The 23,565-nt window shown below is 59.9% G+C and carries 23 protein-coding genes and 1 tRNA gene; 11 read left to right on the top strand and 13 right to left on the bottom strand.

Features of this window, described 5'->3' with window-relative positions:
• The first annotated feature begins 18 nt into the window (after positions 1 to 18).
• The 11 genes from arcA (at position 19) to AC1RS8_RS14135 (ending at position 13,254) form a co-directional block, all read left to right on the top strand.
• Positions 19 to 1,275 carry an arginine deiminase gene (gene arcA / locus AC1RS8_RS14185; RefSeq protein ID WP_154909411.1) on the top strand — a complete coding sequence of 419 codons (1,257 nt, stop codon included), beginning with the start codon at positions 19 to 21 and terminating at the stop codon, positions 1,273 to 1,275.
• An 81-nt stretch (positions 1,276 to 1,356) separates the two neighbouring features.
• Positions 1,357 to 2,367 (top strand): ornithine carbamoyltransferase, encoded by a 1,011-nt coding sequence (locus AC1RS8_RS14180; protein ID WP_007974406.1) that lies wholly within the window; start codon positions 1,357 to 1,359, stop codon positions 2,365 to 2,367.
• Positions 2,368 to 2,551: 184 nt separating this feature from the next.
• Positions 2,552 to 3,481 (top strand): carbamate kinase, encoded by a 930-nt coding sequence (gene arcC, locus AC1RS8_RS14175; RefSeq protein ID WP_489339129.1) that lies wholly within the window; start codon positions 2,552 to 2,554, stop codon positions 3,479 to 3,481.
• Between the two features lie 63 nt (positions 3,482 to 3,544).
• Complete coding sequence (locus tag AC1RS8_RS14170; RefSeq protein WP_057713527.1) at positions 3,545 to 3,907, top strand: DUF5064 family protein; 363 nt, start codon at positions 3,545 to 3,547, stop codon at positions 3,905 to 3,907.
• Positions 3,908 to 4,125: 218 nt separating this feature from the next.
• Positions 4,126 to 5,634, top strand: coding sequence for a transcriptional regulator GcsR (gene gcsR / locus AC1RS8_RS14165; protein WP_489339130.1), 1,509 nt, complete (start codon positions 4,126 to 4,128; stop codon positions 5,632 to 5,634).
• 432 nt (positions 5,635 to 6,066) lie between these two features.
• Entirely contained in the window at positions 6,067 to 6,450 is a 384-nt protein-coding gene (gcvH, locus tag AC1RS8_RS14160; RefSeq protein ID WP_007996035.1) for a glycine cleavage system protein GcvH, read from the top strand.
• Positions 6,451 to 6,461: 11 nt separating this feature from the next.
• Positions 6,462 to 9,314 (top strand): aminomethyl-transferring glycine dehydrogenase, encoded by a 2,853-nt coding sequence (gene gcvP / locus AC1RS8_RS14155; RefSeq protein WP_489339131.1) that lies wholly within the window; start codon positions 6,462 to 6,464, stop codon positions 9,312 to 9,314.
• Positions 9,315 to 9,518: 204 nt separating this feature from the next.
• Positions 9,519 to 10,895 carry an L-serine ammonia-lyase gene (locus AC1RS8_RS14150; RefSeq protein ID WP_090457440.1) on the top strand — a complete coding sequence of 459 codons (1,377 nt, stop codon included), beginning with the start codon at positions 9,519 to 9,521 and terminating at the stop codon, positions 10,893 to 10,895.
• A 36-nt stretch (positions 10,896 to 10,931) separates the two neighbouring features.
• A complete protein-coding gene (gene gcvT, locus AC1RS8_RS14145; RefSeq protein ID WP_090457442.1) occupies positions 10,932 to 12,056 on the top strand; it encodes a glycine cleavage system aminomethyltransferase GcvT in 1,125 nt (374 codons plus the stop codon).
• 402 nt (positions 12,057 to 12,458) lie between these two features.
• The gene (locus tag AC1RS8_RS14140; RefSeq protein ID WP_007977299.1) at positions 12,459 to 12,671 is read left to right on the top strand and encodes a cold-shock protein; all 213 of its coding nucleotides are present in this window, start codon (positions 12,459 to 12,461) and stop codon (positions 12,669 to 12,671) included.
• A 94-nt stretch (positions 12,672 to 12,765) separates the two neighbouring features.
• On the top strand, positions 12,766 to 13,254 hold the full coding sequence (locus tag AC1RS8_RS14135; RefSeq protein ID WP_057713522.1) for an RDD family protein: 489 nt from the start codon (positions 12,766 to 12,768) through the stop codon (positions 13,252 to 13,254).
• A 137-nt stretch (positions 13,255 to 13,391) separates the two neighbouring features.
• Here AC1RS8_RS14135 and nadA read toward each other — a convergent pair whose 3' ends face one another.
• From nadA to ruvA, 13 genes are all read right to left on the bottom strand, one after another.
• Positions 13,392 to 14,450: a quinolinate synthase NadA gene (nadA, locus tag AC1RS8_RS14130; RefSeq protein WP_007995624.1), complete on the bottom strand. Its 1,059-nt coding sequence runs from the start codon at positions 14,448 to 14,450 to the stop codon at positions 13,392 to 13,394.
• Positions 14,451 to 14,720: 270 nt separating this feature from the next.
• Positions 14,721 to 14,796: transfer RNA gene (locus AC1RS8_RS14125), tRNA-Lys, on the bottom strand.
• Positions 14,797 to 14,859: 63 nt separating this feature from the next.
• The gene (gene queC, locus AC1RS8_RS14120) at positions 14,860 to 15,552 is read right to left on the bottom strand and encodes a 7-cyano-7-deazaguanine synthase QueC (protein WP_489339132.1); all 693 of its coding nucleotides are present in this window, start codon (positions 15,550 to 15,552) and stop codon (positions 14,860 to 14,862) included.
• A gap of 1 nt (position 15,553) precedes the next feature.
• Entirely contained in the window at positions 15,554 to 16,201 is a 648-nt protein-coding gene (gene queE, locus AC1RS8_RS14115; RefSeq protein WP_007995628.1) for a 7-carboxy-7-deazaguanine synthase QueE, read from the bottom strand.
• 166 nt (positions 16,202 to 16,367) lie between these two features.
• On the bottom strand, positions 16,368 to 17,201 hold the full coding sequence (gene ybgF, locus AC1RS8_RS14110; RefSeq protein WP_223504277.1) for a tol-pal system protein YbgF: 834 nt from the start codon (positions 17,199 to 17,201) through the stop codon (positions 16,368 to 16,370).
• 6 nt (positions 17,202 to 17,207) lie between these two features.
• On the bottom strand, positions 17,208 to 17,705 hold the full coding sequence (gene pal / locus AC1RS8_RS14105) for a peptidoglycan-associated lipoprotein Pal (RefSeq protein WP_003178634.1): 498 nt from the start codon (positions 17,703 to 17,705) through the stop codon (positions 17,208 to 17,210).
• Positions 17,706 to 17,757: 52 nt separating this feature from the next.
• Entirely contained in the window at positions 17,758 to 19,038 is a 1,281-nt protein-coding gene (gene tolB / locus AC1RS8_RS14100) for a Tol-Pal system beta propeller repeat protein TolB (protein WP_167362903.1), read from the bottom strand.
• 17 nt (positions 19,039 to 19,055) lie between these two features.
• Entirely contained in the window at positions 19,056 to 20,135 is a 1,080-nt protein-coding gene (tolA, locus tag AC1RS8_RS14095; protein WP_056726036.1) for a cell envelope integrity protein TolA, read from the bottom strand.
• Complete coding sequence (tolR, locus tag AC1RS8_RS14090; RefSeq protein WP_162135951.1) at positions 20,135 to 20,587, bottom strand: protein TolR; 453 nt, start codon at positions 20,585 to 20,587, stop codon at positions 20,135 to 20,137. Before tolR ends, tolA begins: the two co-directional genes overlap by 1 nt.
• Before the next feature lie 23 nt (positions 20,588 to 20,610).
• Positions 20,611 to 21,306 carry a protein TolQ gene (tolQ, locus tag AC1RS8_RS14085; RefSeq protein ID WP_007897030.1) on the bottom strand — a complete coding sequence of 232 codons (696 nt, stop codon included), beginning with the start codon at positions 21,304 to 21,306 and terminating at the stop codon, positions 20,611 to 20,613.
• Positions 21,296 to 21,763: a tol-pal system-associated acyl-CoA thioesterase gene (ybgC, locus tag AC1RS8_RS14080; RefSeq protein ID WP_489339133.1), complete on the bottom strand. Its 468-nt coding sequence runs from the start codon at positions 21,761 to 21,763 to the stop codon at positions 21,296 to 21,298. Before ybgC ends, tolQ begins: the two co-directional genes overlap by 11 nt.
• A 127-nt stretch (positions 21,764 to 21,890) precedes the next feature.
• Entirely contained in the window at positions 21,891 to 22,952 is a 1,062-nt protein-coding gene (gene ruvB, locus AC1RS8_RS14075) for a Holliday junction branch migration DNA helicase RuvB (RefSeq protein WP_057713517.1), read from the bottom strand.
• A complete protein-coding gene (gene ruvA / locus AC1RS8_RS14070; protein ID WP_008052450.1) occupies positions 22,953 to 23,561 on the bottom strand; it encodes a Holliday junction branch migration protein RuvA in 609 nt (202 codons plus the stop codon).
• Positions 23,562 to 23,565: the final 4 nt, after the last annotated feature.

The raw sequence follows: 23,565 nt of genomic DNA, 5'->3' as shown, positions 1-23,565 counted from the left end.
ATCTGGAGGATCACTGTAATGACCACGGAAAAAGTTAAGTACGGCGTCCATTCCGAGGCCGGCAAACTGCGCAAAGTCATGGTTTGCTCCCCAGGCCTGGCCCATCAGCGGCTGACCCCGAACAACTGCGATGAACTGCTGTTCGATGATGTGCTGTGGGTGGCCCAGGCCAAGCGCGACCACTTCGACTTCGTTACCAAGATGCGCGAACGCAACATCGATGTGCTGGAAATGCACAACCTGCTGACCGACATCGTCGCCATCCCCGAAGCCCTGGACTGGATTCTGGAGCGCAAGGTCACCGCCAACTCGGTGGGCCTTGGCCTGATCAATGAAACCTCTTCGTGGCTGCGCAGCCTGGAACCGCGTCACATCGCCGAGTTCCTGATCGGCGGCGTCTCGGGCGACGATTTGCCCACCAGTTTCGGTGGCAAGGCCATCGAGATGTTCCGCGACTTCCTCGGCAACTCCAGCTTCATCCTGCCACCGCTGCCCAACACCCAGTTCACCCGCGACACCACCTGCTGGATTTACGGTGGCGTCACCCTCAACCCGATGTACTGGCCGGCACGTCGTCAGGAAACCCTGCTGACCACCGCCATCTACAAATTCCACCCCGAGTTCACCAAAGCAGATTTCGAGATCTGGTACGGCGACCCGGACCTGGACCACGGTAACTCCACCCTTGAGGGTGGTGATGTGATGCCGATCGGCAACGGCGTGGTCTTGATCGGCATGGGCGAACGCTCGTCGCGCCAGGCCATTGCCCAACTGGCGGTGAACCTGTTCAAAAACAAAGCCGTGGAGAAAGTGATCGTCGCCGGCCTGCCGAAATCCCGCGCGGCGATGCACCTGGACACCGTGTTCAGCTTCTGTGATCGCGACCTCGTCACGATCTTCCCGGAAGTGGTGAACCAGATTGTCGCCTTCACCCTGCGTCCCGATGAAAGCAAGGCGGGCGGCATCGATATCCGCCGCGAAGAAACCAGCTTCCTCGACACCGTGGCCCAGGCCCTGAACCTCAAAGCGTTGCGCGTGGTGGAAACCGGCGGCAACAGCTTCGCCGCCGAACGCGAGCAATGGGACGACGGCAACAACGTAGTGGCCGTGGAGCCAGGCGTGGTCATCGGCTACGACCGCAATACCTACACCAACACCCTGCTGCGCAAAGCCGGTGTGGAAGTGATCACCATCAGCGCCGGCGAACTCGGCCGGGGACGGGGCGGCGGCCATTGCATGACCTGCCCGATCATCCGCGACCCGATTGACTACTAACCTATTGCCTTGGACCGCGCTGCCCTCTACCCAAGGGCATGCGCAGGCCAAGGGGATTACCGACACCTTAGGAGATCCAAAATGGCGTTCAATATCCATAACCGCAATCTGCTGAGCCTGGAACACCACACCCCTCGCGAATTGCGCTACCTGCTCGACCTGTCCCGCGACCTCAAGCGTGCCAAGTACACCGGCACCGAACAGCAGCATCTCAAGGGCAACAACATCGCGCTGATCTTCGAAAAAACCTCGACCCGCACCCGCTGCGCGTTTGAAGTAGCAGCCTATGACCAGGGCGCCAACGTCACCTACATCGACCCGAACTCCTCGCAGATCGGCCACAAGGAAAGCATGAAGGACACCGCCCGTGTGCTCGGGCGTATGTATGACGCCATCGAGTACCGTGGCTTCAAGCAGGAAATCGTCGAGGAACTGGCCAAGTTCGCCGGCGTACCAGTGTTCAACGGCTTGACCGACGAATATCACCCGACGCAAATGATCGCCGACGTGCTGACCATGCGTGAGCACGCCGACAAGCCGATCCATGAGATCAGCTACGCCTACCTGGGCGATGCGCGCAACAACATGGGTAACTCCCTGCTGCTGATCGGCGCCAAGCTCGGCATGGACGTGCGCATCTGTGCGCCAAAAGCCCTGTGGCCGGCGGACGACCTGGTGGCGCGCTGCAAACAGTACGGCGAAGAAAGCGGTGCGCGCATTACTCTCACCGAAGACCCGAAAGCGGCGGTCAAGGGCGTGGACTTCATCCATACCGATGTGTGGGTGTCGATGGGCGAGCCGGTTGAAGCCTGGGCCGAACGCATCCAGCAATTGCTGCCGTATCAGGTCAACGCCGAACTGATGAAAGCCACCGGCAACCCGCGCACCAAGTTCATGCACTGCCTGCCGGCGTTCCACAACTGTGATACCAAAGTCGGCAAGCAGATTGCCGAGCAGTACCCGCACCTGAGCAACGGCATCGAAGTGACCGATGACGTGTTCGAGTCGCCGGCCTGCATCGCCTTCGAGCAAGCGGAAAACCGCATGCACACCATCAAGGCGATTCTGGTGTCGACACTGGCTGATCTATAACGGCTGACTGGCTCCCACTGACGGAACACGGTCAATGTGGGAGCTGGCTTGCCTGCGATGGCAGCGCCGCGGTGCATCTGACAGACCGAGGCGATCCCATCGCGAGCAAGCTCGCTCCCACAGGATCGGGTTCCATCGACAGACCGAGTCGCCCGTTTACTTCTCTTTTAGAAGGACTAGCACCATGCGTATCGTCGTAGCTCTTGGCGGTAATGCCCTGCTCCGCCGGGGCGAACCCATGACCGCTGACAACCAGCGCGCCAACATCCGGATCGCCACCGAACAGATCGCCAAGATCCATCCCGGCAACCAACTGGTCATCGCCCACGGCAATGGCCCTCAAGTCGGCCTGCTGTCATTGCAGGCGGCGGCCTACACCTCGGTTTCGCCTTATCCGCTGGACGTGCTCGGTGCCGAAACCGAAGGCATGATCGGCTACATCATCGAACAGGAACTGGGCAATCTGCTGGACTTCGAAGTGCCCTTCGCGACCTTGCTGACCCAGGTCGAAGTCGATGCCAATGACCCGGCCTTCAAGAACCCGACCAAACCCATCGGCCCTGTCTATACCAAGGAAGAGGCCGAAGCACTCGCCGCCGAGAAAGGCTGGGCCATTGCCCCGGACGGCGACAAATACCGTCGCGTGGTCGCCAGCCCGAAACCGAAACGCATCTTCGAAATCCGTCCGATCAAATGGCTGCTGGAAAAAAGCAGCATCGTGATCTGCGCCGGCGGTGGCGGCATTCCGACCATGTATACCTCGCCCGGCAAACTCGAGGGCGTCGAAGCGGTCATCGACAAGGACCTGTGCTCGGCGCTGCTGGCTGAACAGCTTGAAGCCGATCTGCTGGTGATCGCCACCGACGTCAACGCCGCCTTCATCGACTTTGGCAAACCCACGCAGAAAGCCATCGCCCAGACCCACCCCGACGAAATGGAAAAACTCGGCTTCGCCGCCGGCTCCATGGGACCGAAGGTGCAGGCAGCCTGCGAATTCGCGCGCCATACTGGGAAAGTCGCAGTGATCGGCTCGCTCTCGGACATCGAAGCGATCGTCCAGGGCAAGGCCGGTACGCGCATCAGTACGGCGACACCGGGCATCAGCTATCAGTAAACGAAACGGCGGGGCAGGCCTGGGGCCGGCCCTGATTCAAGATCTTTTGAAGGAGAGTCAACAATGGCAACGTTCGAGCCGGGTCACCTGCACATCGAGCGACACGCGCTGAACAAGGATGACGTCAGCTACAACATCTGCATCGACTATGAAATCGCCCAGGATCCCAAGGAAGGCAAAGGGATGCAGTTCAAGATGCACGGCAGCATCCAGGGCAAGGACATGAGCGAGACGTTCTTCCTGCCCAAGGACATGGCCTACAACTTCGCCAGCAACGTCACCAAGATTGCCGAGAAGCACGGCATCCCGAAAACCCATAGCAACATCGGTTCGATCCACAAGCATTACGACGCGATGTTCGAGGACGTGCGGGTACAACTGAACATGAAATCGGGCGACCCGGTCAAACCCGAGCACCTGGAATAACCCCGGACTCTGTGAACACCACCGATCCCTGTGGGAGCGAGCTTGCTCGCGATAGCGGCCTGTCATCCACCATTGATGTTGACTGACACACCGCCATCGCGAGCAAGCTCGCTCCCACAGGGGGCGTTCGCTCAATTGAAGTCCGCGCAGGATTTCACCATTAGCCCGCCCCAAGGCATACTTGCCACCCTTCGCACTGCAGAACCCAAGACCGCCCCATGCGTATCCACGTCAGCTTCATCGACCGCGTCGGTATCACCCAGGAAGTCCTGGCCCTGCTCGGCGGGCGCAATCTGAACCTGGATGCGGTGGAAATGGTCCCGCCCAATGTTTATATCGACGCCCCGACGCTGAGCCCGCAAGTCCTCGAGGAACTGCGTGATGCCCTGTTCAGCGTGCGTGGCGTGCAAGCGGTGACGGTGGTCGACATCCTGCCCGGCCAGCGCCGGCACCTGCAGCTCGACGCGTTGCTGGCCGCCATGACCGACCCGGTACTGGCGCTGGACAGCGACGGCAAGGTGCTGCTGGCCAACCCGGCCCTGATCGCCCTGTACGGCCGCGAACCGGACGGTGAAAGCGTGGCCGACCTGTTTGCCGACCCGGCCTTGCTCGACGCCCTGCTCGAACACGGCTTTCGCCTGCCGCTGCGGGAAATCACCGTCAACGGCCAGACCCTGTTGCTCGACGCCACACCGATCACCGACGCCGGCGCCCTGCTGACCCTGTACCAACCGAACCGCATCGGCGAACGCCTTTCCGCGCTGCACCATGACCACGCCGAAGGTTTCGATGCCCTGCTCGGCGAGTCCCCGGTGATCCGCACCCTCAAGGCGCGCGCCCAGCGGGTGGCGGCCCTCGATGCACCGTTGCTGATCCAGGGCGAAACCGGCACCGGCAAGGAACTGGTGGCCCGCGCCTGCCACGCCATCAGCGCCCGGCACAGCTCACCCTTTCTGGCGTTGAACTGCGCGGCATTGCCGGAGAACCTCGCCGAAAGTGAACTGTTCGGCTACGCCCCCGGCGCCTTCACCGGCGCACAACGGGGCGGCAAACCCGGTTTGATGGAACTGGCCAACCAGGGCACGGTGTTTCTCGATGAAATCGGCGAGATGTCGCCGTACTTGCAGGCCAAATTGCTGCGTTTCCTCAACGACGGCAGTTTTCGCCGGGTCGGCGGTGACCGTGAGGTCAAGGTCAACGTACGGATCCTCAGCGCCACCCACCGTGACCTGGAAAAAATGGTCAGCGAAGGCCTGTTCCGCGAGGACCTGTTCTATCGCCTCAACGTCCTCAACGTCGAAGTGCCGCCCCTGCGCGAACGCGGCCAGGACATCCTGCTGCTGGCCCGCTACTTCATGCAGCAGGCCTGTGCGCAGATCCAGCGACCGGTCTGTCGTCTGGCGCCGGGCACTTACCCGGCGCTGCTGGGCAACCGCTGGCCAGGCAACGTGCGGCAATTGCAGAACGTGATCTTCCGCGCCGCGGCGATCTGCGAAAGCAGCCTGGTGGACATCGGCGACCTCGACATCGCCGGCACCTCGGTGGCCCGCCAGGGCGACCATGACGTCGACAGCCTGGAACAGGCCATGGACGAGTTCGAGAAAACCCTGCTGGAAAAACTCTACGCCAGCTACCCCTCGACCCGGCAACTCGCGACCCGGCTGCAAACCTCCCACACGGCGATTGCCCATCGGTTGCGCAAGTACGGGATTCCGAGCAAGGCCTGAGGCCTGACACCGAACAAACCTGTGGGAGCGAGCTTGCTCGCGATGGCGGTATTACATTCAACGTTTGTGTCGGCTGATACTCCCTCATCGCGAGCAAGCTCGCTCCCACAGGTTTTGTGTCCGGTGCGAAACCGCGCCAAAAACGACCTCCACCTGTACTGAAAGCGCTACAGCGGAACGATATCGCTACACCCCTCTCCGATCACGGCTGTGCAAGGCTTTGATCCACCTCGGCTTTTATCCTTGACATATACCGTATCGATTTCGCTACAACGAGTGAATTTCAGCGTTTGTCGAAACCACCTAAATCATTGATCAATAACAATAAAAACAACGTTGGCCGCGTTCTTGCTATGTAGTCCTCCATAACCTGGGCATTGCCCAAGCCTTCAATCGCGTCCACCAGACGAGTCTGGCCCCTTAGGAGTTTCCATGAGCGAGTTGCGTTTTACTGAAGATCACGAATGGCTGCGCACCGAAGCTGACGGCAGCGTCACGGTCGGCATCACCGCTTTCGCACAGAACGCCCTGGGCGACGTGGTTTTCGTTCAACTGCCTGAGCTGCAGTCCTACGACAAAGGCGCCGAAGCCGCCACCGTGGAATCGGTAAAGGCTGCAAGCGGCGTGTACATGCCGCTGGACGGCGAAGTGCTGGAAGTGAACCCGGCGCTCGACAGCAGCCCGGAACTGGTCAACGAAGATCCGCTGGGCGAAGGCTGGTTCTTCCGTTTCAAACCAAGCGACGCCGCCGCTGTCGGCCAACTGCTGGATCAGGACGCCTACGACCGCCTGATCAAAGCCCAAGCCGAAGCCTGAGGAGCACCGACATGACCCAAATCAATTTGACTACCGCCAACGAATTCATCGCCCGTCACATCGGCCCGCGCGCCGGTGATGAGCAAGCCATGCTCAACAGCCTCGGTTTCGACTCCCTGGAAGCCCTGAGCGCCAGCGTGATTCCCGACAGCATCAAGGGCACCAGCGTCCTCGGCCTGGAAGATGGCTTGAGCGAAGCCGATGCCCTGGCCTTGATCAAGTCCATCGCGACTAAAAACCAGCTGTTCAAGACCTACATCGGCCAGGGCTACTACGGCACCCACACGCCGTCGCCGATCCTGCGCAACTTGCTGGAAAACCCGGCCTGGTACACCGCCTACACCCCATACCAGCCAGAAATTTCCCAAGGCCGTCTCGAAGCGCTGCTGAACTTCCAGACCCTGATCAGCGACCTCACCGGCCTGCCGATCGCCAACGCTTCGCTGCTCGACGAAGCCACCGCCGCTGCCGAAGCCATGACCTTCTGCAAACGCCTGAGCAAGAACAAAAGCAGCCACGCTTTCTTCGCCTCCGTGCATTGCCACCCGCAGACCCTCGACGTACTGCGCACCCGTGCCGAGCCTCTGGGCATCGACGTGGTGGTGGGCGACGAGCGTGAACTGAGCGACGTGACGCCGTTCTTCGGCGCTCTGCTGCAATACCCGGCGAGCAACGGTGACGTGTTCGATTACCGCGAGCTGACCGAACGCTTCCACGCTGCCAACGCCCTCGTCGCCGTGGCTGCCGATCTGCTGGCCCTGACCGTGCTGACTGCGCCGGGCGAATTCGGCGCCGACGTGGCCATCGGCAGTGCACAGCGCTTCGGCGTGCCGCTGGGCTTCGGTGGCCCGCACGCGGCGTACTTCTCCACCAAGGACGCGTTCAAACGTGACATGCCGGGCCGTCTGGTCGGTGTTTCGGTAGACCGCTTCGGCAACCCGGCCCTGCGCCTGGCCATGCAGACCCGCGAGCAACACATCCGCCGCGAGAAAGCCACCAGCAACATCTGCACCGCGCAAGTACTGCTGGCCAACATCGCCAGCATGTACGCCGTGTACCACGGTCCGAAAGGCCTGACGCAAATCGCCAATCGCGTGCATCACCTGACTGCAATCCTGGCCAAAGGCTTGAGCGCACTGGGCCTGAGCGTCGAGCAGGCGAGCTTCTTCGACACCCTGACGGTGAAGGCCGGCGCGCAAACCGCCGCCCTGCACGACAAGGCACACGCCCAGCGCATCAACCTGCGCGTGGTCGATGGCGAGCGCCTGGGCCTGTCCCTGGACGAAACCACCACTCAGGCTGACGTTGAAACCCTGTGGAGCCTGCTGTCCGACGGCAAGGCCCTGCCGGACTTCGCCGCCCTCGCCGCCTCGGTGCAGAGCGCCATCCCGGCCACGCTGGTGCGTCAGTCGCCGATCCTCAGCCACCCGGTGTTCAACCGCTATCACTCGGAAACCGAGCTGATGCGCTACCTGCGCAAACTGGCGGACAAGGACCTGGCGCTGGACCGCACCATGATCCCGCTGGGTTCGTGCACCATGAAACTCAACGCCGCCAGCGAAATGATCCCGGTGACCTGGGCCGAGTTCGGTGCCCTGCACCCATTCGCCCCGGCCGAGCAAAGCGTCGGCTACCAGCAATTGACCGACGAGCTGGAAGCGATGCTCTGCGCCGCCACCGGTTATGACTCGGTGTCCCTGCAACCGAACGCCGGCTCCCAGGGTGAATACGCAGGTCTGCTGGCGATCCGTGCCTACCACCAGAGCCGTGGCGAAGACCGTCGCGACATCTGCCTGATCCCGTCGTCGGCCCACGGCACCAACCCGGCCACCGCACAAATGGCCGGCATGCGCGTGGTCGTCACCGCGTGCGATGCCCGTGGCAACGTCGACATCGAAGACCTGCGTGCCAAGGCCATCGAGCACCGCGAACACCTCGCCGCGCTGATGATCACCTACCCGTCGACCCACGGCGTGTTCGAAGAAGGCATCCGCGAAATCTGCGGCATCATTCATGACAACGGCGGCCAGGTGTACATCGACGGCGCCAACATGAACGCCATGGTCGGCCTCTGTGCCCCGGGCAAGTTCGGCGGCGACGTTTCGCACCTGAACCTGCACAAGACCTTCTGCATCCCCCACGGTGGTGGCGGCCCGGGCGTCGGCCCGATCGGTGTGAAATCGCACCTGGCGCCATTCCTGCCGGGCCACGCACAGATGGAGCGCAAGGAAGGCGCCGTTTGCGCGGCACCGTTCGGCAGCGCGAGCATCCTGCCGATCACCTGGATGTACATTCGTATGATGGGTGGCGCGGGCCTCAAGCGTGCTTCGCAGCTGGCGATCCTCAATGCCAACTACATCTCCCGTCGCCTGGAAGAGCACTATCCAGTGCTGTACACCGGCAGCAACGGCCTGGTGGCGCACGAGTGCATCCTCGACCTGCGTCCACTGAAAGACAGCAGCGGCATCAGCGTCGATGACGTCGCCAAGCGTCTGATCGACTTCGGCTTCCACGCCCCGACCATGTCGTTCCCGGTGGCCGGCACGCTGATGATCGAGCCGACCGAAAGCGAATCCAAGGAAGAACTGGACCGCTTCTGCGACGCCATGATCCGCATCCGCGAAGAAATCCGCGCAGTGGAAAATGGCACGCTGGACAAGGACGACAACCCGCTGAAGAACGCGCCGCACACCGCCAAGGAACTGGTTGGCGAGTGGTCGCACCCGTACAGCCGTGAACAAGCGGTTTACCCGGTTGCGTCGCTGATCGAAGGCAAGTACTGGCCACCGGTCGGTCGCGTCGACAACGTGTTCGGCGACCGCAACCTGGTCTGCGCCTGCCCGTCGATCGAAAGCTACGCTTAAACCAATGAGGGGGCGGGTTTGCTCGCCCCTCTCAAGAACACCGTATATCCCCTTGTGGGAGCGGGCTTACTCGCGAAAGCGGTGGGTCAGACAACATTGATGGTGACTGATCCACCGCTTTCGCGAGCAAGCCCGCTCCCACAGGGATTTGTGCCAAGCCTCTAATTTCTGCCAATACCTATAACAAGAAACCGGAGAACCACCATGTCGTTAAGCGTGTTCGACCTGTTCAAGATTGGCATCGGCCCCTCCAGTTCCCACACCGTCGGCCCGATGCGTGCCGCTGCGCGCTTCGCCGAAGGTTTGCGCCGCGAAAACCTGCTTGAAGCCACCGCCTGCGTCAAAGTCGAGCTGTATGGTTCGCTTGGTGCCACCGGCAAGGGCCACGGCAGTGACAAGGCTGTGCTGCTCGGCCTGGAAGGCGAACACCCGGACACCGTGGATACAGAGACCGTCGCCGCGCGCCTGCAAGAGATTCGCGGCAACGGCCGCTTGAACCTGCTCGGCGAACACAGCATTGCGTTCAACGAGAAAGAACACCTGGCGATGATTCGCAAACCGTTGGCCTATCACCCCAACGGCATGATTTTCCGCGCCTTCGACGCCGCGGGCCTGCAGATCCGCAGCCGCGAGTACTACTCGGTCGGCGGCGGTTTTGTGGTCGATGAAGACGCCGCCGGCGCCGACCGCATCGTCGAAGACGCCACCCCCCTGACCTTTCCGTTCAAAAGCGCCAAGGATCTTCTCGGTCATTGCGTCAAATACGGGCTGTCCATCAGCCAAGTGATGTTGACCAACGAAAGCGCCTGGCGTCCGGAAGCGGAAACCCGCGCCGGCCTGCTGAAAATCTGGCAAGTGATGCAGGACTGCGTCGCCGCCGGATGCCGCAATGAAGGCATCCTGCCCGGTGGGCTGAAGGTCAAGCGCCGGGCCGCCGCACTGCATCGGCAATTGTGCAAGAACCCGGAATCGTCGTTGCGCGATCCCCTGTCGGTGCTGGACTGGGTCAACCTCTACGCGCTGGCCGTCAACGAGGAGAACGCCAACGGTGGGCGCGTCGTAACGGCACCCACCAATGGTGCAGCGGGGATCATTCCAGCGGTATTGCACTACTACATGCGCTTTATCCCGGGCTCCAATGACGACGGCGTGGTGCGATTCCTGCTGACCGCCGCGGCCATCGGCATTCTGTACAAGGAAAACGCCTCGATCTCCGGCGCCGAGGTCGGCTGTCAGGGTGAGGTCGGCGTCGCCTGCTCGATGGCCGCAGGTGCCTTGTGCGAAGTACTCGGCGGCAGCGTGCAGCAAGTGGAAAACGCCGCGGAAATCGGCATGGAACACAACCTCGGACTGACCTGCGACCCGATTGGCGGGCTGGTGCAAGTGCCTTGCATCGAGCGCAACGCCATGGGCTCGGTCAAGGCCATCAATGCGGTGCGCATGGCGCTGCGCGGCGATGGACAACACTTCGTCTCCCTCGACAAGGTCATCCGCACCATGCGCCAGACCGGCGCCGACATGAAAAGCAAATACAAGGAAACCGCCCGTGGCGGTTTGGCGGTCAACATTATCGAGTGCTGATGCGCGCTCATCTGCACCCTTTTTCAGGAGCTGAATATGTCCACCGAACAACTGTTGAAAACTCCGTTGCACGCACTGCACATCGAACTCGGCGCCCGCATGGTGCCCTTCGCCGGCTACGACATGCCCGTGCAGTACCCGCTGGGCGTGATGAAAGAACACCAGCACACCCGCGACCAGGCGGGGTTGTTCGATGTCTCGCACATGGGCCAGATTCGCCTGACCGGCGCCAATGCCGCCAAGGCCCTGGAAACCCTGGTGCCTGTGGACATCATCGACCTGCCAGTGGGCATGCAACGCTACGCGATGTTCACCAATGCGACGGGCGGCATCCTCGATGACCTGATGGTCGCCAACCTGGGTAATGACGAACTGTTCCTGGTGGTCAACGCCGCCTGCAAGGACCAGGACCTGGCACATCTGCGCAAGCACATTGGCGACCAGTGCACGATCGAACCGCTGTTCGAAGAGCGCGCCCTGCTCGCCCTGCAAGGCCCGGCTGCAGTGACCGTGCTTGCACGTCTGGCCCCTGAAGTGGCGAAGATGACTTTCATGCAGTTCGCCCGCGTGAAGCTGCTGGGCGTGGACTGCTTTGTCAGCCGTTCGGGTTACACCGGTGAAGACGGTTTCGAAATTTCCGTACCCGCCACCAATGCCGAAGCCCTGGCTCGCGCCCTGCTCGCTGAAGCCGAAGTGGCCGCCATCGGCCTGGGCGCCCGCGACTCCCTGCGCCTGGAAGCGGGTTTGTGCCTGTACGGCCACGACATGAACACCGACACCACCCCGATCGAAGCGAGCCTGCTGTGGGCGATCTCCAAGCCACGTCGCGCTGATGGCGCACGGGCCGGCGGCTTCCCTGGCGCCGAAAGCGTATTCGCCCAGCAACAGGCAGGCGTGAGCCGCAAACGTGTAGGTCTGCTACCACAGGAACGTACACCCGTGCGCGAAGGCGCCGAGATCGTCAACGAAGCCGGTGACATCATCGGCAGCGTCTGCAGCGGCGGTTTCGGGCCAACCCTGGGCGGCCCGCTAGCCATGGGTTACGTCGACAGCGCTTACATCGCACTGGACACACCGGTCTGGGCGATCGTTCGTGGGAAAAAGGTGCCTTTGCTTGTAAGCAAAATGCCATTTGTTCCACAACGCTACTATCGCGGCTGATTGAATGTTCCTATAAGTAACGCGGTTGCGTTAACGGTGCACTAATGTGTAACGCAACCGCCATAAAATAGTGCATTGTTTGGCTATAAGCTTCGATTATGAACTTTGCTTATAACGATCGAAAACAATTGAACAAGGTTAGTGAATAAGGCCCCACTAGTGGACTTACTTTGCCATCAACCTGAGGAAATACGGGGCCTACACGGGGCTTGTTTTTTCTCCCGTAGTTGGCGTAGAGTTTGTTCACTGTGTTTGCATGGGTCGCTTGGAATCGTGACCTGGGCAGTAGCCTACAAGTTAGCTACATCCCGTTCGACGTCTTCTTACTCTCCTGCAACCAGCCCCAGTACTCTTTCATGAGAAGGAGACTGTCATTAATTTTTGCGTCAAAGGAAATAAGAAATGTCCCAACGTCAGAGCGGTACCGTCAAGTGGTTTAACGACGAGAAAGGTTTTGGTTTTATCACTCCTGAAAGCGGTCCGGATCTGTTCGTGCATTTCCGCGCCATCCAGGGCAACGGCTTCAAGAGCCTGAAAGAAGGCCAGAAAGTGACTTTCATCGCCGTGCAGGGCCAGAAAGGCATGCAGGCTGACGAAGTACAAGCAGAAGCCTAATCTTCTGTAACGAAAAAGCCCCTGATGCTGACATCAGGGGCTTTTTTGTGCGCGTAAATCCGTAAAATGGCTTCTTTTTCGCCGAGAGCCTGCCATGTCGAAACACCTGCTTACCCCCCAGGGCGACTTTCCTGCCGCTGGCCTGGGTCGTCGCCTGGCAGCCATGTTCTATGATTTCCTGCTGTGTACCGCCCTGCTGATCGTCACCAGCGGCATCTACAAGATGATCCAGATGGCGATCATCGGCGAAGAAAGGATGCGCACCCTTACCGAAGCCGGGGCGCTGGACGGCGATCCCCTGCTCTCCACGGTCCTGCTGTTCGTATTGTTCGGCTTCTTCGCCAAATTCTGGACCTGGTCCGGTCAGACCCTGGGCATGCAGGTCTGGTGCATCCGCGTACAGAATGCCGATGGCTCGTCCATCAGCCTGTGGCAGGCGCTGCTGCGCTTTGTGGTGTCGATTGCTTCGTTGCTGTGTGTTGGCCTGGGATTCTTCTGGTCGCTGTTCGACAAACAGAAACGCAGCTGGCATGACATCTACTCCAATACCGAACTGGTGCGGATTCCGAAGAAGACCAAGTAATCCCTGAACACACAAACCAATGTGGGAGCGGGCTTGCTCGCGAAGGCGTGGTGTCAGCTGATATCAATGCTGCCTGACACTACGCCTTCGCGAGCAAGCCCGCTCCCACAGTTTTTGCTACCAGCTGACAGATGATCTCAGGCGTTACCGGCCAGCTTCATCCGCGCCGCCTGGGTGAAATCGAGCATGCGCTTGAGCGGCCGAATCGCCTGCGGGATCAGTGCCGGATCGACAAAGATCTCGTTCGCCCCTTCCTTCAACGCCTTGAGCGTGCGCTCAAGGGTGTTCATGGCCATCCACGGGCAATGTGCACAACTGCGGCACGCCGCGCCGTTACCCGCCGTTGGGGCTTCGATAAAGACCTTGTCCGGGCACAACTGCTGCATCTTGTAGAAAATGCCGCGGTCGGTCGCAACGATCAGCGTCTTGTTCGGCAGGCTCTGTGCCGCCGCGATCAACTGACTGGTGGAGCCCACGGCGTCCGCCAGTTCGATCACCGAGGTCGGCGACTCCGGGTGCACCAGAATCGCCGCATCCGGGTACAGCGCCTTCATGTCTTCAAGCTGCTTGGACTTGAACTCTTCGTGAACGATGCAGGCACCGTCCCACAGCAGCATGTCGGCACCGGTCTGGCGCTGGATGTAGGTCCCCAGGTGCTTGTCCGGGCCCCAGATGATGGTCTCGCCGTTGTCCATCAGGCTTTCGACGATCTCCAGCGCACAGCTTGAAGTCACCACCCAATCCGCTCGGGCCTTTACCGCAGCCGAAGTGTTGGCGTACACCACCACCGTGCGCTCCGGGTGTTGATCGCAGAACGCGGAAAATTCGTCCACAGGGCAACCCAAGTCGAGCGAACAGGTTGCTTCGAGCGTCGGCATCAGCACGCGTTTTTCCGGGTTGAGGATCTTGGCAGTCTCACCCATGAACTTCACGCCGGCGACGACCACGGTCTTGGCCGGATGGGCGTTGCCGAAACGGGCCATTTCCAGCGAGTCGGAAACACAACCGCCCGTCTCTTCGGCCAGCGCCTGAATGACAGGGTCACAATAGAAGTGGGCCACCAGCACCGCGTCCTGAGCCTTGAGCTCGGCAGCGATGGCAGCACGGTAATAAGCCTCTTCATCGGCAGTCAGCGGCTTGGGCTGTTTGGCGTCGAGGTGGGCTTGAACCAGAAGGCGTTCGGAAATTTGCGTCATGTTCGCAAGACCTGCAGGCGCATTCGCGCGAAAGTCGAGTATACACCCGGCTCCGGACCCTACGGGGTACCGCCGGGAAAGTGAGTATTCATCAGGCACGGACAGCGTTGAAGCTGCGCAAGGCTACAGAATATCCGATGGATGCAAAAGGTGATTCTGATCTGCGTCATGGGCAGCAGCCCGCAACGAGGCGGACCTGAATCGCGGGCAAAAAAAAACCCGGAAATCCTCACTTGCGTGGGCCTTCCGGATTTTCTAAACCGCCAAAAATGGTGGGTCGTGTGGGATTCGAACCTACGACCAATTGGTTAAAAGCCAACTGCTCTACCAACTGAGCTAACGACCCGCTGTGTGGTGGCGCGTATAATACTGATTTTTAAGGACTATTCAACACCTATTTTGAAATAAATCAAAAATAAGGGGTTGGATCGCTGATTCCGGCCGCTGCAAAGCCTTCCGCACGCAGTCGGCAGCTGTCGCACTTGCCGCACGCACGGCCTTCATCGTCGGCCTGATAGCAGGAAACGGTCAGCCCGTAGTTCACGCCAAGCTTCACGCCCGCCTGGACGATCTGCGCCTTGCTGAGGTTTTGCAGCGGTGCCTGAATACGGAAGCCATTGCCTTCAACACCGGCTTTGGTTGCCAGGTTGGCCATGCGCTCGAACAACTCGATGAACTCGGGACGGCAGTCCGGGTAACCGGAGTAATCCACGGCGTTGACACCGATGAAGATGTCCCGTGCGCCGAGTACTTCTGCCCAGCCCAGGGCCAGGGACAGGAACACCGTGTTACGCGCAGGCACGTAAGTCACGGGAATGCCTTCACCGAGCTCCTCTGGAATATCGATGCTGCTGTCGGTCAGGGCCGAGCCGCCCATGCCGTTCAGGTTCAGGCCGATCACCTTGTGCTCGACCACACCCAGGTCCCGCGCCACACGCTCGGCGGCGTACAGTTCGGCGTGAGAGCGCTGACCATAGTCGAAGCTCATGGTGTAGCAGCTGTAGCCTTCGGCGCGCGCCATGGCCACGACGGTCGCCGAGTCCAGGCCACCGGACAGCAAGATGACCGCACGTTTTTCAGCAGTATTGAGTTGTTCAGTCATTTCAGCGCCCCGGCTCGTCATTCCATAGATATTTATGCAGCTGCAATTGCAAACGCACTGGCAGGTTGTCCGCCACCACCCAGTCCGCCAGATCCCGGGCATTGAGATCATGGTGACTTGGCGAGAACAGGACTTCACCGGCGCGCTGGTCCAGACCGTACTGGATCAGCTTGGAAACAGACCAGTCATAGTCCTCTCGCGAACAGATGACAAACTTCACCTGATCGTTGGGCGTGAGCAGCTCGATGTTTTCGTAGCGGTTGCGGTGCGCTTCCTTCGAACCCGGGGTTTTCAGGTCGACAACGCGACTGACCCGGGAATCTACTGCCGAGATATCGATGGAGCCACTGGTTTCCAGTGACACTTCGTAACCGGCGTCACACAAGCGCTTGAGCAAGGGAATGGCGTTGGGCTGTGCCAGGGGCTCGCCGCCCGTGACGCAGACGTAACGCGGGCGAAACCCTGCGACCTGCTCGAGGATGTCGTCGAGCGTGCGAATGGTCCCGCCGGTGAACGCGTAGGCGCTGTCGCAGTATTGGCAACGCAGAGGGCAACCGGTCAGGCGCACAAAAACAGTGGGCAGGCCGGCAGTCCGCGTTTCACCCTGCAACGAGTAGAAAACTTCGGTGATTCTCAATGTGTCTTGCATAGTCGCCACGGGCGTAACAGCTAAACAGGCTGTCCGCCTCCGTCAGGCACTTGAAGGAACCCCGGCAAAGCGCAGGCCCCCAAAAGCGTGTTTCATAAAAAGGGCGTGAATTCTAACGAAAAAACCCGCGACAAGCGCGGGTTTCTTTGAAACGGGTCAAGCAGGCTTACATTTTTTGCAGATCGCGCTGGGCCAACTGAGCGGCGGAAGTGCCCGGATATTGGGAAACCACCTGCTGCAGAATGCCTTTGACTCGGTCGGTATGCCCCAAGCGGCGCTCTACATCAGCGAGCTTGTACAGCGAGTCCGGCACTTTGGCGTGCTTGGGGTACAACTGCGAAACCTTGGCAAATGCCTGACCTGCGCCTTGCAGATCGCCTTTGGCCAGGTTCACTTCGCCCAACCAGTATTGGGCGTTGCCCGCGTACTGGCTGTTCGGGTATTTGCGCAGGAATGCGGCAAAAGCCTGACTGGCCTTGTCGAAATCCTTGGCTTTGATCAGGTCGAAGGCAGCATCGTAGTAGAGCTTTTCCTTCGCCGGATCCGCCGGTTCGCTACCTGCGGCCGGTGTCTGGGCGGCAGCTGCCCCTGCACCTGCTGCTGCACCGGGGACGTTCAAATCGCCACCGGTGGAAGAATTTTCAGGAGTCGCGGCTGGTGCAACGCCGGTTCCTATGCGCCGATCAAGATCCTGATATCGCTCCAGGTTTTCCTGCTTCATGCGCGCTACATCATTTTGCAGAACTTCAATCGCACCTTGCTGGCGCTCGATCTGTTGCTGCATTGATTGCAGTTGGTTGAACAGCTCGCCCTGTGCCGAGACAGGGGCCGAAACCCCTCCCCCGGCATAGGCGCCGTTCGTACCGTAACCTGCAGGCGGATAACTGCTCCCGCTATTGTTATAGCCGGAGTCGTTATCGACCACAGGAACCGCAGCCCACACCGCAAGCGGCGCGAGGCTGAGAGCCAGAACAGTTACAGCACGACGGCACGTTCGCATGACGAATTACTTACGCAGTTCGACGCGACGGTTTTGAGCCCAGGACTGCTCGTCGTTGCCGGTAGCAACTGGACGCTCTTCGCCGTAGGAAACCAGTTCCAGCTGAGCTGGGGAAACACCTTGCAGTACCAGGTAGCGCTGAACGGCTTTCGCACGACGCTCGCCCAGTGCCATGTTGTACTCACGAGTACCACGTTCGTCGGTGTTGCCTTCCAGAACAACGCGAGCGCCGTTTGCTTTCAGGTCTTTGGCGTGAACGTCCAGAGCGCGCATGGCTTCTGGCTTCAGGTCCGAGCTGTCGTATTCGAAGTAGAAAGTGGTGATAGCGCGCAGAGCAGCTTCTTCGCTCAGGGAGCCGTCAACTGCACCAGTGTTTGCGCCGTAACCAGCGTTTGGATCTACCGCGCCTTCACCGGCATTGTCGCCGCCTTTGGACGAGCAACCTACAGCTACAGCCATGGCCAGTGCCAGCGCAGCAAATTTACCAAACTTCAGCATTTCCATCGTGAAACTCCTAATGAACCCCAGTGTGTTAAGTACAACGTATAGCGCCGCGTCAGTTCAGGTAAGGGGACCAGGAAGGTTCTCTGACTTCGCCTTGTGCGGTAGGAAGCGGGAGCCTTACGCGTCCATTGATGGACACGAGCATCAAGACTCCCCGGCCCTGCTGGCGGGTGGCGTAGATTACCATGGTGCCGTTGGGCGCGACAGTAGGCGACTCGTCCAGAGTGCTATCAGTGAGGATTTTTACACTACCGCGCTGCAAATCCTGGGCCGCCACCTTGAAATTGGTGAAGCCATCCTGACGGTGAATCATGACAAGCGTCTTTTCATCAGCCGACAGTTTAGGGTTGGCGTTGTAGTTACCGACGAAAGTCACGCGTTCGGCACCGCCACCACCGGCACTGGTCTTGTAGATCTGCGGTTTGCCGCCACGGTCGGACGTGAAGTAGATGGTCGAGCCATCCTTGCCCCAGAACGGTTCGGTGTTGATGCCAGGACCGTTGGTGACGCGGCTGATCTGACGCGAACCCAGGTTCATCACATAGATGTCCGGGTTGCCGTCTTTCGACAGTACGAACGCCAGGCGATTGCCATCCGGCGACCAGGCTGGCGCACCGTTCAGGCCTTCGAAGTTGGTGATCTGTTCACGGCGACCGGTGTCGATGTTCTGCATGAAGATGCGTGGACGCTTCTGCTCGAAGGAGACATAAGCGATGCGCTTGCCATCCGGCGCGAAACGCGGCGACAGGATCGGCTCGCGCGACTGCAGCAGGGTCACGGCGCGAGCACCGTCGTAGTCCGAACGTTGCAGGGTGTAGCGAGTGTTGTTCTCGGAGAAACGCTCGGCCGTTACGTACAGCAGGCGAGTCGAGAAGGCACCCTTGATACCCGTGAGTTTTTCGAACGACTGGTCGGAGATGTAGTGCGCCATGTCGCGCAACTGATCGACGCCGCCGGACACGCTGCCGGTCAGCACTTGCTGCTCGGTGGCCACGTTGAACAGTGCGTATTGCACCTGCAGGCGACCGCCCGCCGGCACAATGCTGCCGACCATGACGTATTGGGCGCCCAGTGCCTTGAAGTCACGGAAGATGATTTCGCTGGCCTGGCTCGGCTGGCTGATCATGTTCTGCTTTGGAAGCGGCGAGTAGTAACCTGAGTTGCGCAGGTCGTTACCGATGATTTCCGCCATGTCGTCCGGCAGCACGCTACCGCCCTGGAAGCCGAACGGCACGACTGCGATCGGGGTCGCCCGATCGCTGCCGCTGGTAACCAGAATGTTTTTCTCATCTGCCATCGCCATCCCTGCCATGCAGCAGATAACGACCAGCATTCCTCGAAGAAGGTTTCTCACAAGGCTAGATCCTCAGGTGTGAATGTCATCTTGAATGAACGATACGGAGCGAAATCACTCGGCTTCATTCCCTGCATTTCTGTCAAACGTCCAATATTCTTCACCGCTGCAACAGCCGATGCGTCAAACGGACCGTCGCCACTGGACTTGGACACGCTGACCGAAGTCACCGTACCGTCCGGCAACATGCCGATTTGCAACACGACCGTCATGCCTTTGCGTGCTGAAGGTGGACGAGCCCAGCCTTCCGCTGCACGCGCACGAATCAGGTCATCGAAACTGCCGGCGACTTCGTCGCCCTGCTCATCGGCCAAGGCCTGTTGACGCTGCGGCGTGTCTGAAAGCAAATCTGCCAGGGCCTGGGCCTTTTTGTCTTCGGCGGATTTACGCGCCGCATCCTGCGATTTCTTCTTCGCAGCATCGGCAGCAGCTTTCTTCTTCGCTTCCTCGGCGACTTTCTTCTTCGCCTCTTCAGCTTCAGCTTTCTTCTTGGCGTCTTCCGCGGCTTTCTTCTTCGCGTCTTCGACGATCTTTTTCTTGGCTTCTTCAGCGGCCGCTTTCTTGGCCTCTTCTTCCGCAGCTTTCTTGGCTTCTTCTTCGGCTTTCTTCTTGGCTATATCAGCCAATTGTTTCTCTTCTGCCTTCTTGGCTTCCGCGGTTTTCTTCGCATCGTCGGCTTTCTTGGCTTCATCAGCCTTTTTCGCCTCGTCCGCTTTCTTCGCCTCGTCGGCCTTCTTGGCTTCTTCGGCCTTTTGAGCAGCCTCTTCTTTCTTTTGTTCCGCAGCCTTCACCGCTTCCTGCTCGACCTTTTTCTGTTCCATCTGCTCGACTTCGGTCTGACGCGCAGCAGATTTCTGCGCCTCACCGGCAATCTTCTGATTGGTCTGGGTGGTGGCCCGACTTTTCGATTTCAGCTGGTACAAGGTCGCCTGGACAATCGGCTTGGCCGGCGGCAGTTCCGGGGTAAAGGCAAAGCTGACGAACAGCATGCCGAACACCAGCACGTGCAAGCCAATCGCCCAGACACTAGGCCAGAAGTAGCTTTCCGAGGCGGACGGCTCTCGCTGTTGCTGCATCAGGGCGCCTCGGTAATCAAGCCAACATTACCGACCCCGGCTTTCTGCAACCCGCCCATGGCGCCCATGACGGAGCCGTAATCGACACTCTTGTCGCCGCGAATGAAGACCTGGGTACGCTTGCCGCCTTCGTTGCCAACGCGAATGATCTTGGTCACCGCGTCAGTCATCTGCGGCAGGGTCATGGCCCGATCCTGCTGTTTTTCGGTGTCGACTTCGCTACCAAGGTTCCAGTAGTAGGTCTTGTCGGATTTGATGGAAATGGTCAGGACCTGGGTGTTGTTGTCCTGCGGCAAGGCTTCGCTGGAAACCTTGGGCAGATCAACTTTCACGCCCTGATTGAGCATCGGCGCGGTCACCATGAAGATGACCAGCAGTACCAACATCACGTCGATGTAAGGCACTACGTTCATCTCGGCGACCGGCTTGCGCTTTTTGCGAGCTCGAGCGATTAAAGCCATTGGAAATTACCTGCTTATTCTTCGCTGGTGTGCACTTTGCGGTGCAGGATCGCCTGGAACTCGTCGGCGAAGGTGTAGTAGCGGCCCAGCAGGGTTTCACTGCGCGCAGCAAAACGGTTGTAAGCGATAACGGCTGGAATGGCAGCGAACAGACCGATCGCGGTGGCAATCAGTGCTTCGGCGATACCCGGGGCCACAGTGGCCAGGGTCGCTTGCTGGGCGGTCGCCAGACCGCGGAAGGAGTTCATGATCCCCCAGACGGTACCGAACAGACCGATGTACGGGCTGACGGAGCCAACGGTGGCCAGGAAGGGCAGGCTCTGCTCAAGCTTTTCTTCTTCGCGGGAAATGGCAACGCGCATGGCACGCGCCACGCCTTCCATGACCGCTTCCGGGTCAACGCCTGACTGCTGGCGCAGACGGGAGAATTCCTTGAAACCGGCACGGAAGATTTGTTCGACACCCGAATCAGGGTCCGGATTGCTACCGGCCTGACGGTACAGCTTGGACAGGTCGATACCCGACCAGAAGCGCTCTTCAAAGCTCTCCAGGGCACGTCGACCGGCGCGCAGCAGGTTGCTGCGCTGAAAGATCATGATCCACGAGGTCACCGATGCGGCTACCAGGATCAGCATTACCAGTTGCACCACGATACTGGCATTGCTGACCAGGCTCCACATGGAGGAATGGTCGACGACGTTAGCTTCCACGCTTTATCTCCTGCTTTGAGTGTGTACCCGCGCCGCTCACGTCGGCAAAGGCCGCTCGTAGAGCTTCGGGAATGGCCCGGGGTTTTAAACTTTCAGTGCGCACACAGGCCACCAGAAACTGCCCTTCGCAGAGCAGTGTGTTATCCGCTGCCCGCCTGACCTGCTGCTTGAAGCGCAGGCTGGCACGGTTCAATTCGATTACTTCAGCGCTTACCAACAGTTCGTCATCCAGTCGCGCCGGCGCGTGGTAGCGAGCTTCGCTGGAATGCACGACGAACAACAGATCCTCCCCGGCCAGCGTGGATTGGGCAAAGCCCAGATCTCGTAGCCGCTCGGTTCGAGCCCGTTCCATAAACTTGAGGTAATTAACGTAATACACGATGCCGCCCGCATCGGTGTCCTCGTAATAAACGCGACAACGATGTGCGAAAGGCTCAAGCCCGTTTTGCGCGCGCATACTCTAGTGCTTACTCCTCAGGTTGCCAATCCGGCATGGCAACTGTTTTTCATTGTTCTGCGGCTTTCACGTGAAAGTACGGTCCTGGGACCCTACATTGCCCGAAAAAATCAGCACGCAATGTTAATTAATCGTCAGCGGCTTCAAGAAACTCGTCTACCACGGGCATTTCGCCCAATCGTGACGGAATGTTTAAGCCGAAATGCAGGTAGGCATGCCGCGTCACCACCCGTCCCCGTGGCGTGCGCATGATGTAACCCTGCTGGATCAGGTAAGGCTCCAGCACGTCTTCGATGGTGTGACGTTCTTCACTGATGGCGGCGGCCAGGCTGTCGACCCCGACTGGCCCGCCGTCGAACTTCTCGATCATGGTCAACAACAGACGCCGGTCCTGGTGATCGAAGCCGCGTTCGTCGACGTCCAGCAGGTTCAGCGCCAGGTCGGCAATCGGCTTGGTGATATGCCCCTTGGCGCGAACTTCGGCGAAATCACGCACCCGGCGCAGCAGCCTGTTGGCGATCCGTGGCGTGCCACGGGCACGGCGGGCGATTTCGAAGGCGCCTTCCGGGTCCAGCGGCAAACCGAGGATGCTCGCCGAACGACTGACAATCGTCGACAAATCGGCGTTGTTGTAGAACTCAAGACGCTGAACGATGCCGAAACGGTCACGCAACGGGTTGGTGAGCATCCCCGCCCGCGTCGTTGCGCCGACCAGGGTGAACGGCGGCAGGTCCAGCTTGATCGAACGCGCGGCCGGACCTTCGCCGATCATGATGTCGAGCTGGAAATCCTCCATGGCCGGGTACAGCACCTCTTCAACGATGGGCGACAGGCGATGGATCTCGTCGATAAACAGCACATCGTGGGGTTCAAGGTTGGTCAACAGCGCCGCCAGGTCACCGGGGCGCTCCAGCACCGGCCCCGAGGTGCTCTTGATCGATACGCCCATTTCCTGGGCGATGATGTTGGCGAGGGTGGTCTTGCCCAGGCCGGGCGGCCCGAAGATCAGCGTGTGATCCAGGGATTCATTACGACCGCGCGCAGCCTGAATGAACAACTCCATCTGCTCGCGAACGGTCGGTTGGCCAATGTATTCGGCCAGGCTGACCGGGCGAATGGCTCGGTCCTGGACTTCTTCGCGCTCACGCGGACTGTGCGTGGCAGCGATCAGACGATCAGCTTCAATCACTTAGATCATTCCCTTCAAGGCGCGGCGGATCATGTCTTCACTGCTCAAATCTTTCTCCTTGATCGCAGACACTGCCTTGCTCGCTTCCTGGGGCTTGTAGCCCAGGGAAATCAAGGCGCTGACGGCGTCAGTCTCGGCAGTGTTCACCGGAGCCGGACCATCCGGCTGGTTCGGCACCAGGGCGAACATGGCCGGTACGGTTTCCCAGGCCTTGAAGCGATCCTTGAGTTCCACCAGCAAACGCTCGGCGGTTTTCTTGCCGACGCCCGGGACCTTGGTCAGCGCCGACGTGTCCTGTGACTGTACACAACGAACCAGTTCGTCGACTTCCAGGCTCGACATCAAGGCCAGGGCCAGTTTCGGCCCGACGCCATTGAGACGGATCAATTCGCGAAAAAAGTCGCGTTCACGCTTGCCGACAAAACCATAGAGTAACTGTGCGTCTTCGCGCACGACCAAATGCGTGTGCAAGGTTAGCGGCTCACCGACCGACGGCAAGCGGTAAAGGGTCGTCATGGGCACTTCAAGTTCATAGCCCAGGCCATTTACATCCAGGATCAGATGGGGAGGCTGCTTCTCAGCCAGGGTGCCGCGCAAACGTCCAATCACGTTA

This window comes from Pseudomonas sp. GW821-FHT12A04, from assembly GCF_058807755.1.
This window is presented reverse-complemented; position numbering and strand designations above follow the sequence as displayed.

Excerpts from the sequence above, each read along its gene's own strand:
- arcA (WP_154909411.1), top strand. The coding sequence starts at position 19 with ATGACCACGGAAAAAGTTAAGTACGGCGTCCATTCCGAGGCCGGCAAA.
- AC1RS8_RS14180 (WP_007974406.1), top strand. The coding sequence starts at position 1,357 with ATGGCGTTCAATATCCATAACCGCAATCTGCTGAGCCTGGAACACCAC.
- arcC (WP_489339129.1), top strand. The coding sequence starts at position 2,552 with ATGCGTATCGTCGTAGCTCTTGGCGGTAATGCCCTGCTCCGCCGGGGC.
- AC1RS8_RS14170 (WP_057713527.1), top strand. The coding sequence starts at position 3,545 with ATGGCAACGTTCGAGCCGGGTCACCTGCACATCGAGCGACACGCGCTG.
- gcsR (WP_489339130.1), top strand. The coding sequence starts at position 4,126 with ATGCGTATCCACGTCAGCTTCATCGACCGCGTCGGTATCACCCAGGAA.
- gcvH (WP_007996035.1), top strand. The coding sequence starts at position 6,067 with ATGAGCGAGTTGCGTTTTACTGAAGATCACGAATGGCTGCGCACCGAA.
- gcvP (WP_489339131.1), top strand. The coding sequence starts at position 6,462 with ATGACCCAAATCAATTTGACTACCGCCAACGAATTCATCGCCCGTCAC.
- AC1RS8_RS14150 (WP_090457440.1), top strand. The coding sequence starts at position 9,519 with ATGTCGTTAAGCGTGTTCGACCTGTTCAAGATTGGCATCGGCCCCTCC.
- gcvT (WP_090457442.1), top strand. The coding sequence starts at position 10,932 with ATGTCCACCGAACAACTGTTGAAAACTCCGTTGCACGCACTGCACATC.
- AC1RS8_RS14140 (WP_007977299.1), top strand. The coding sequence starts at position 12,459 with ATGTCCCAACGTCAGAGCGGTACCGTCAAGTGGTTTAACGACGAGAAA.
- AC1RS8_RS14135 (WP_057713522.1), top strand. The coding sequence starts at position 12,766 with ATGTCGAAACACCTGCTTACCCCCCAGGGCGACTTTCCTGCCGCTGGC.
- nadA (WP_007995624.1), bottom strand. The coding sequence starts at position 14,450 with ATGACGCAAATTTCCGAACGCCTTCTGGTTCAAGCCCACCTCGACGCC.
- queC (WP_489339132.1), bottom strand. The coding sequence starts at position 15,552 with ATGACTGAACAACTCAATACTGCTGAAAAACGTGCGGTCATCTTGCTG.
- queE (WP_007995628.1), bottom strand. The coding sequence starts at position 16,201 with ATGCAAGACACATTGAGAATCACCGAAGTTTTCTACTCGTTGCAGGGT.
- ybgF (WP_223504277.1), bottom strand. The coding sequence starts at position 17,201 with ATGCGAACGTGCCGTCGTGCTGTAACTGTTCTGGCTCTCAGCCTCGCG.
- pal (WP_003178634.1), bottom strand. The coding sequence starts at position 17,705 with ATGGAAATGCTGAAGTTTGGTAAATTTGCTGCGCTGGCACTGGCCATG.
- tolB (WP_167362903.1), bottom strand. The coding sequence starts at position 19,038 with ATGCTGGTCGTTATCTGCTGCATGGCAGGGATGGCGATGGCAGATGAG.
- tolA (WP_056726036.1), bottom strand. The coding sequence starts at position 20,135 with ATGCAGCAACAGCGAGAGCCGTCCGCCTCGGAAAGCTACTTCTGGCCT.
- ybgC (WP_489339133.1), bottom strand. The coding sequence starts at position 21,763 with ATGCGCGCGCAAAACGGGCTTGAGCCTTTCGCACATCGTTGTCGCGTT.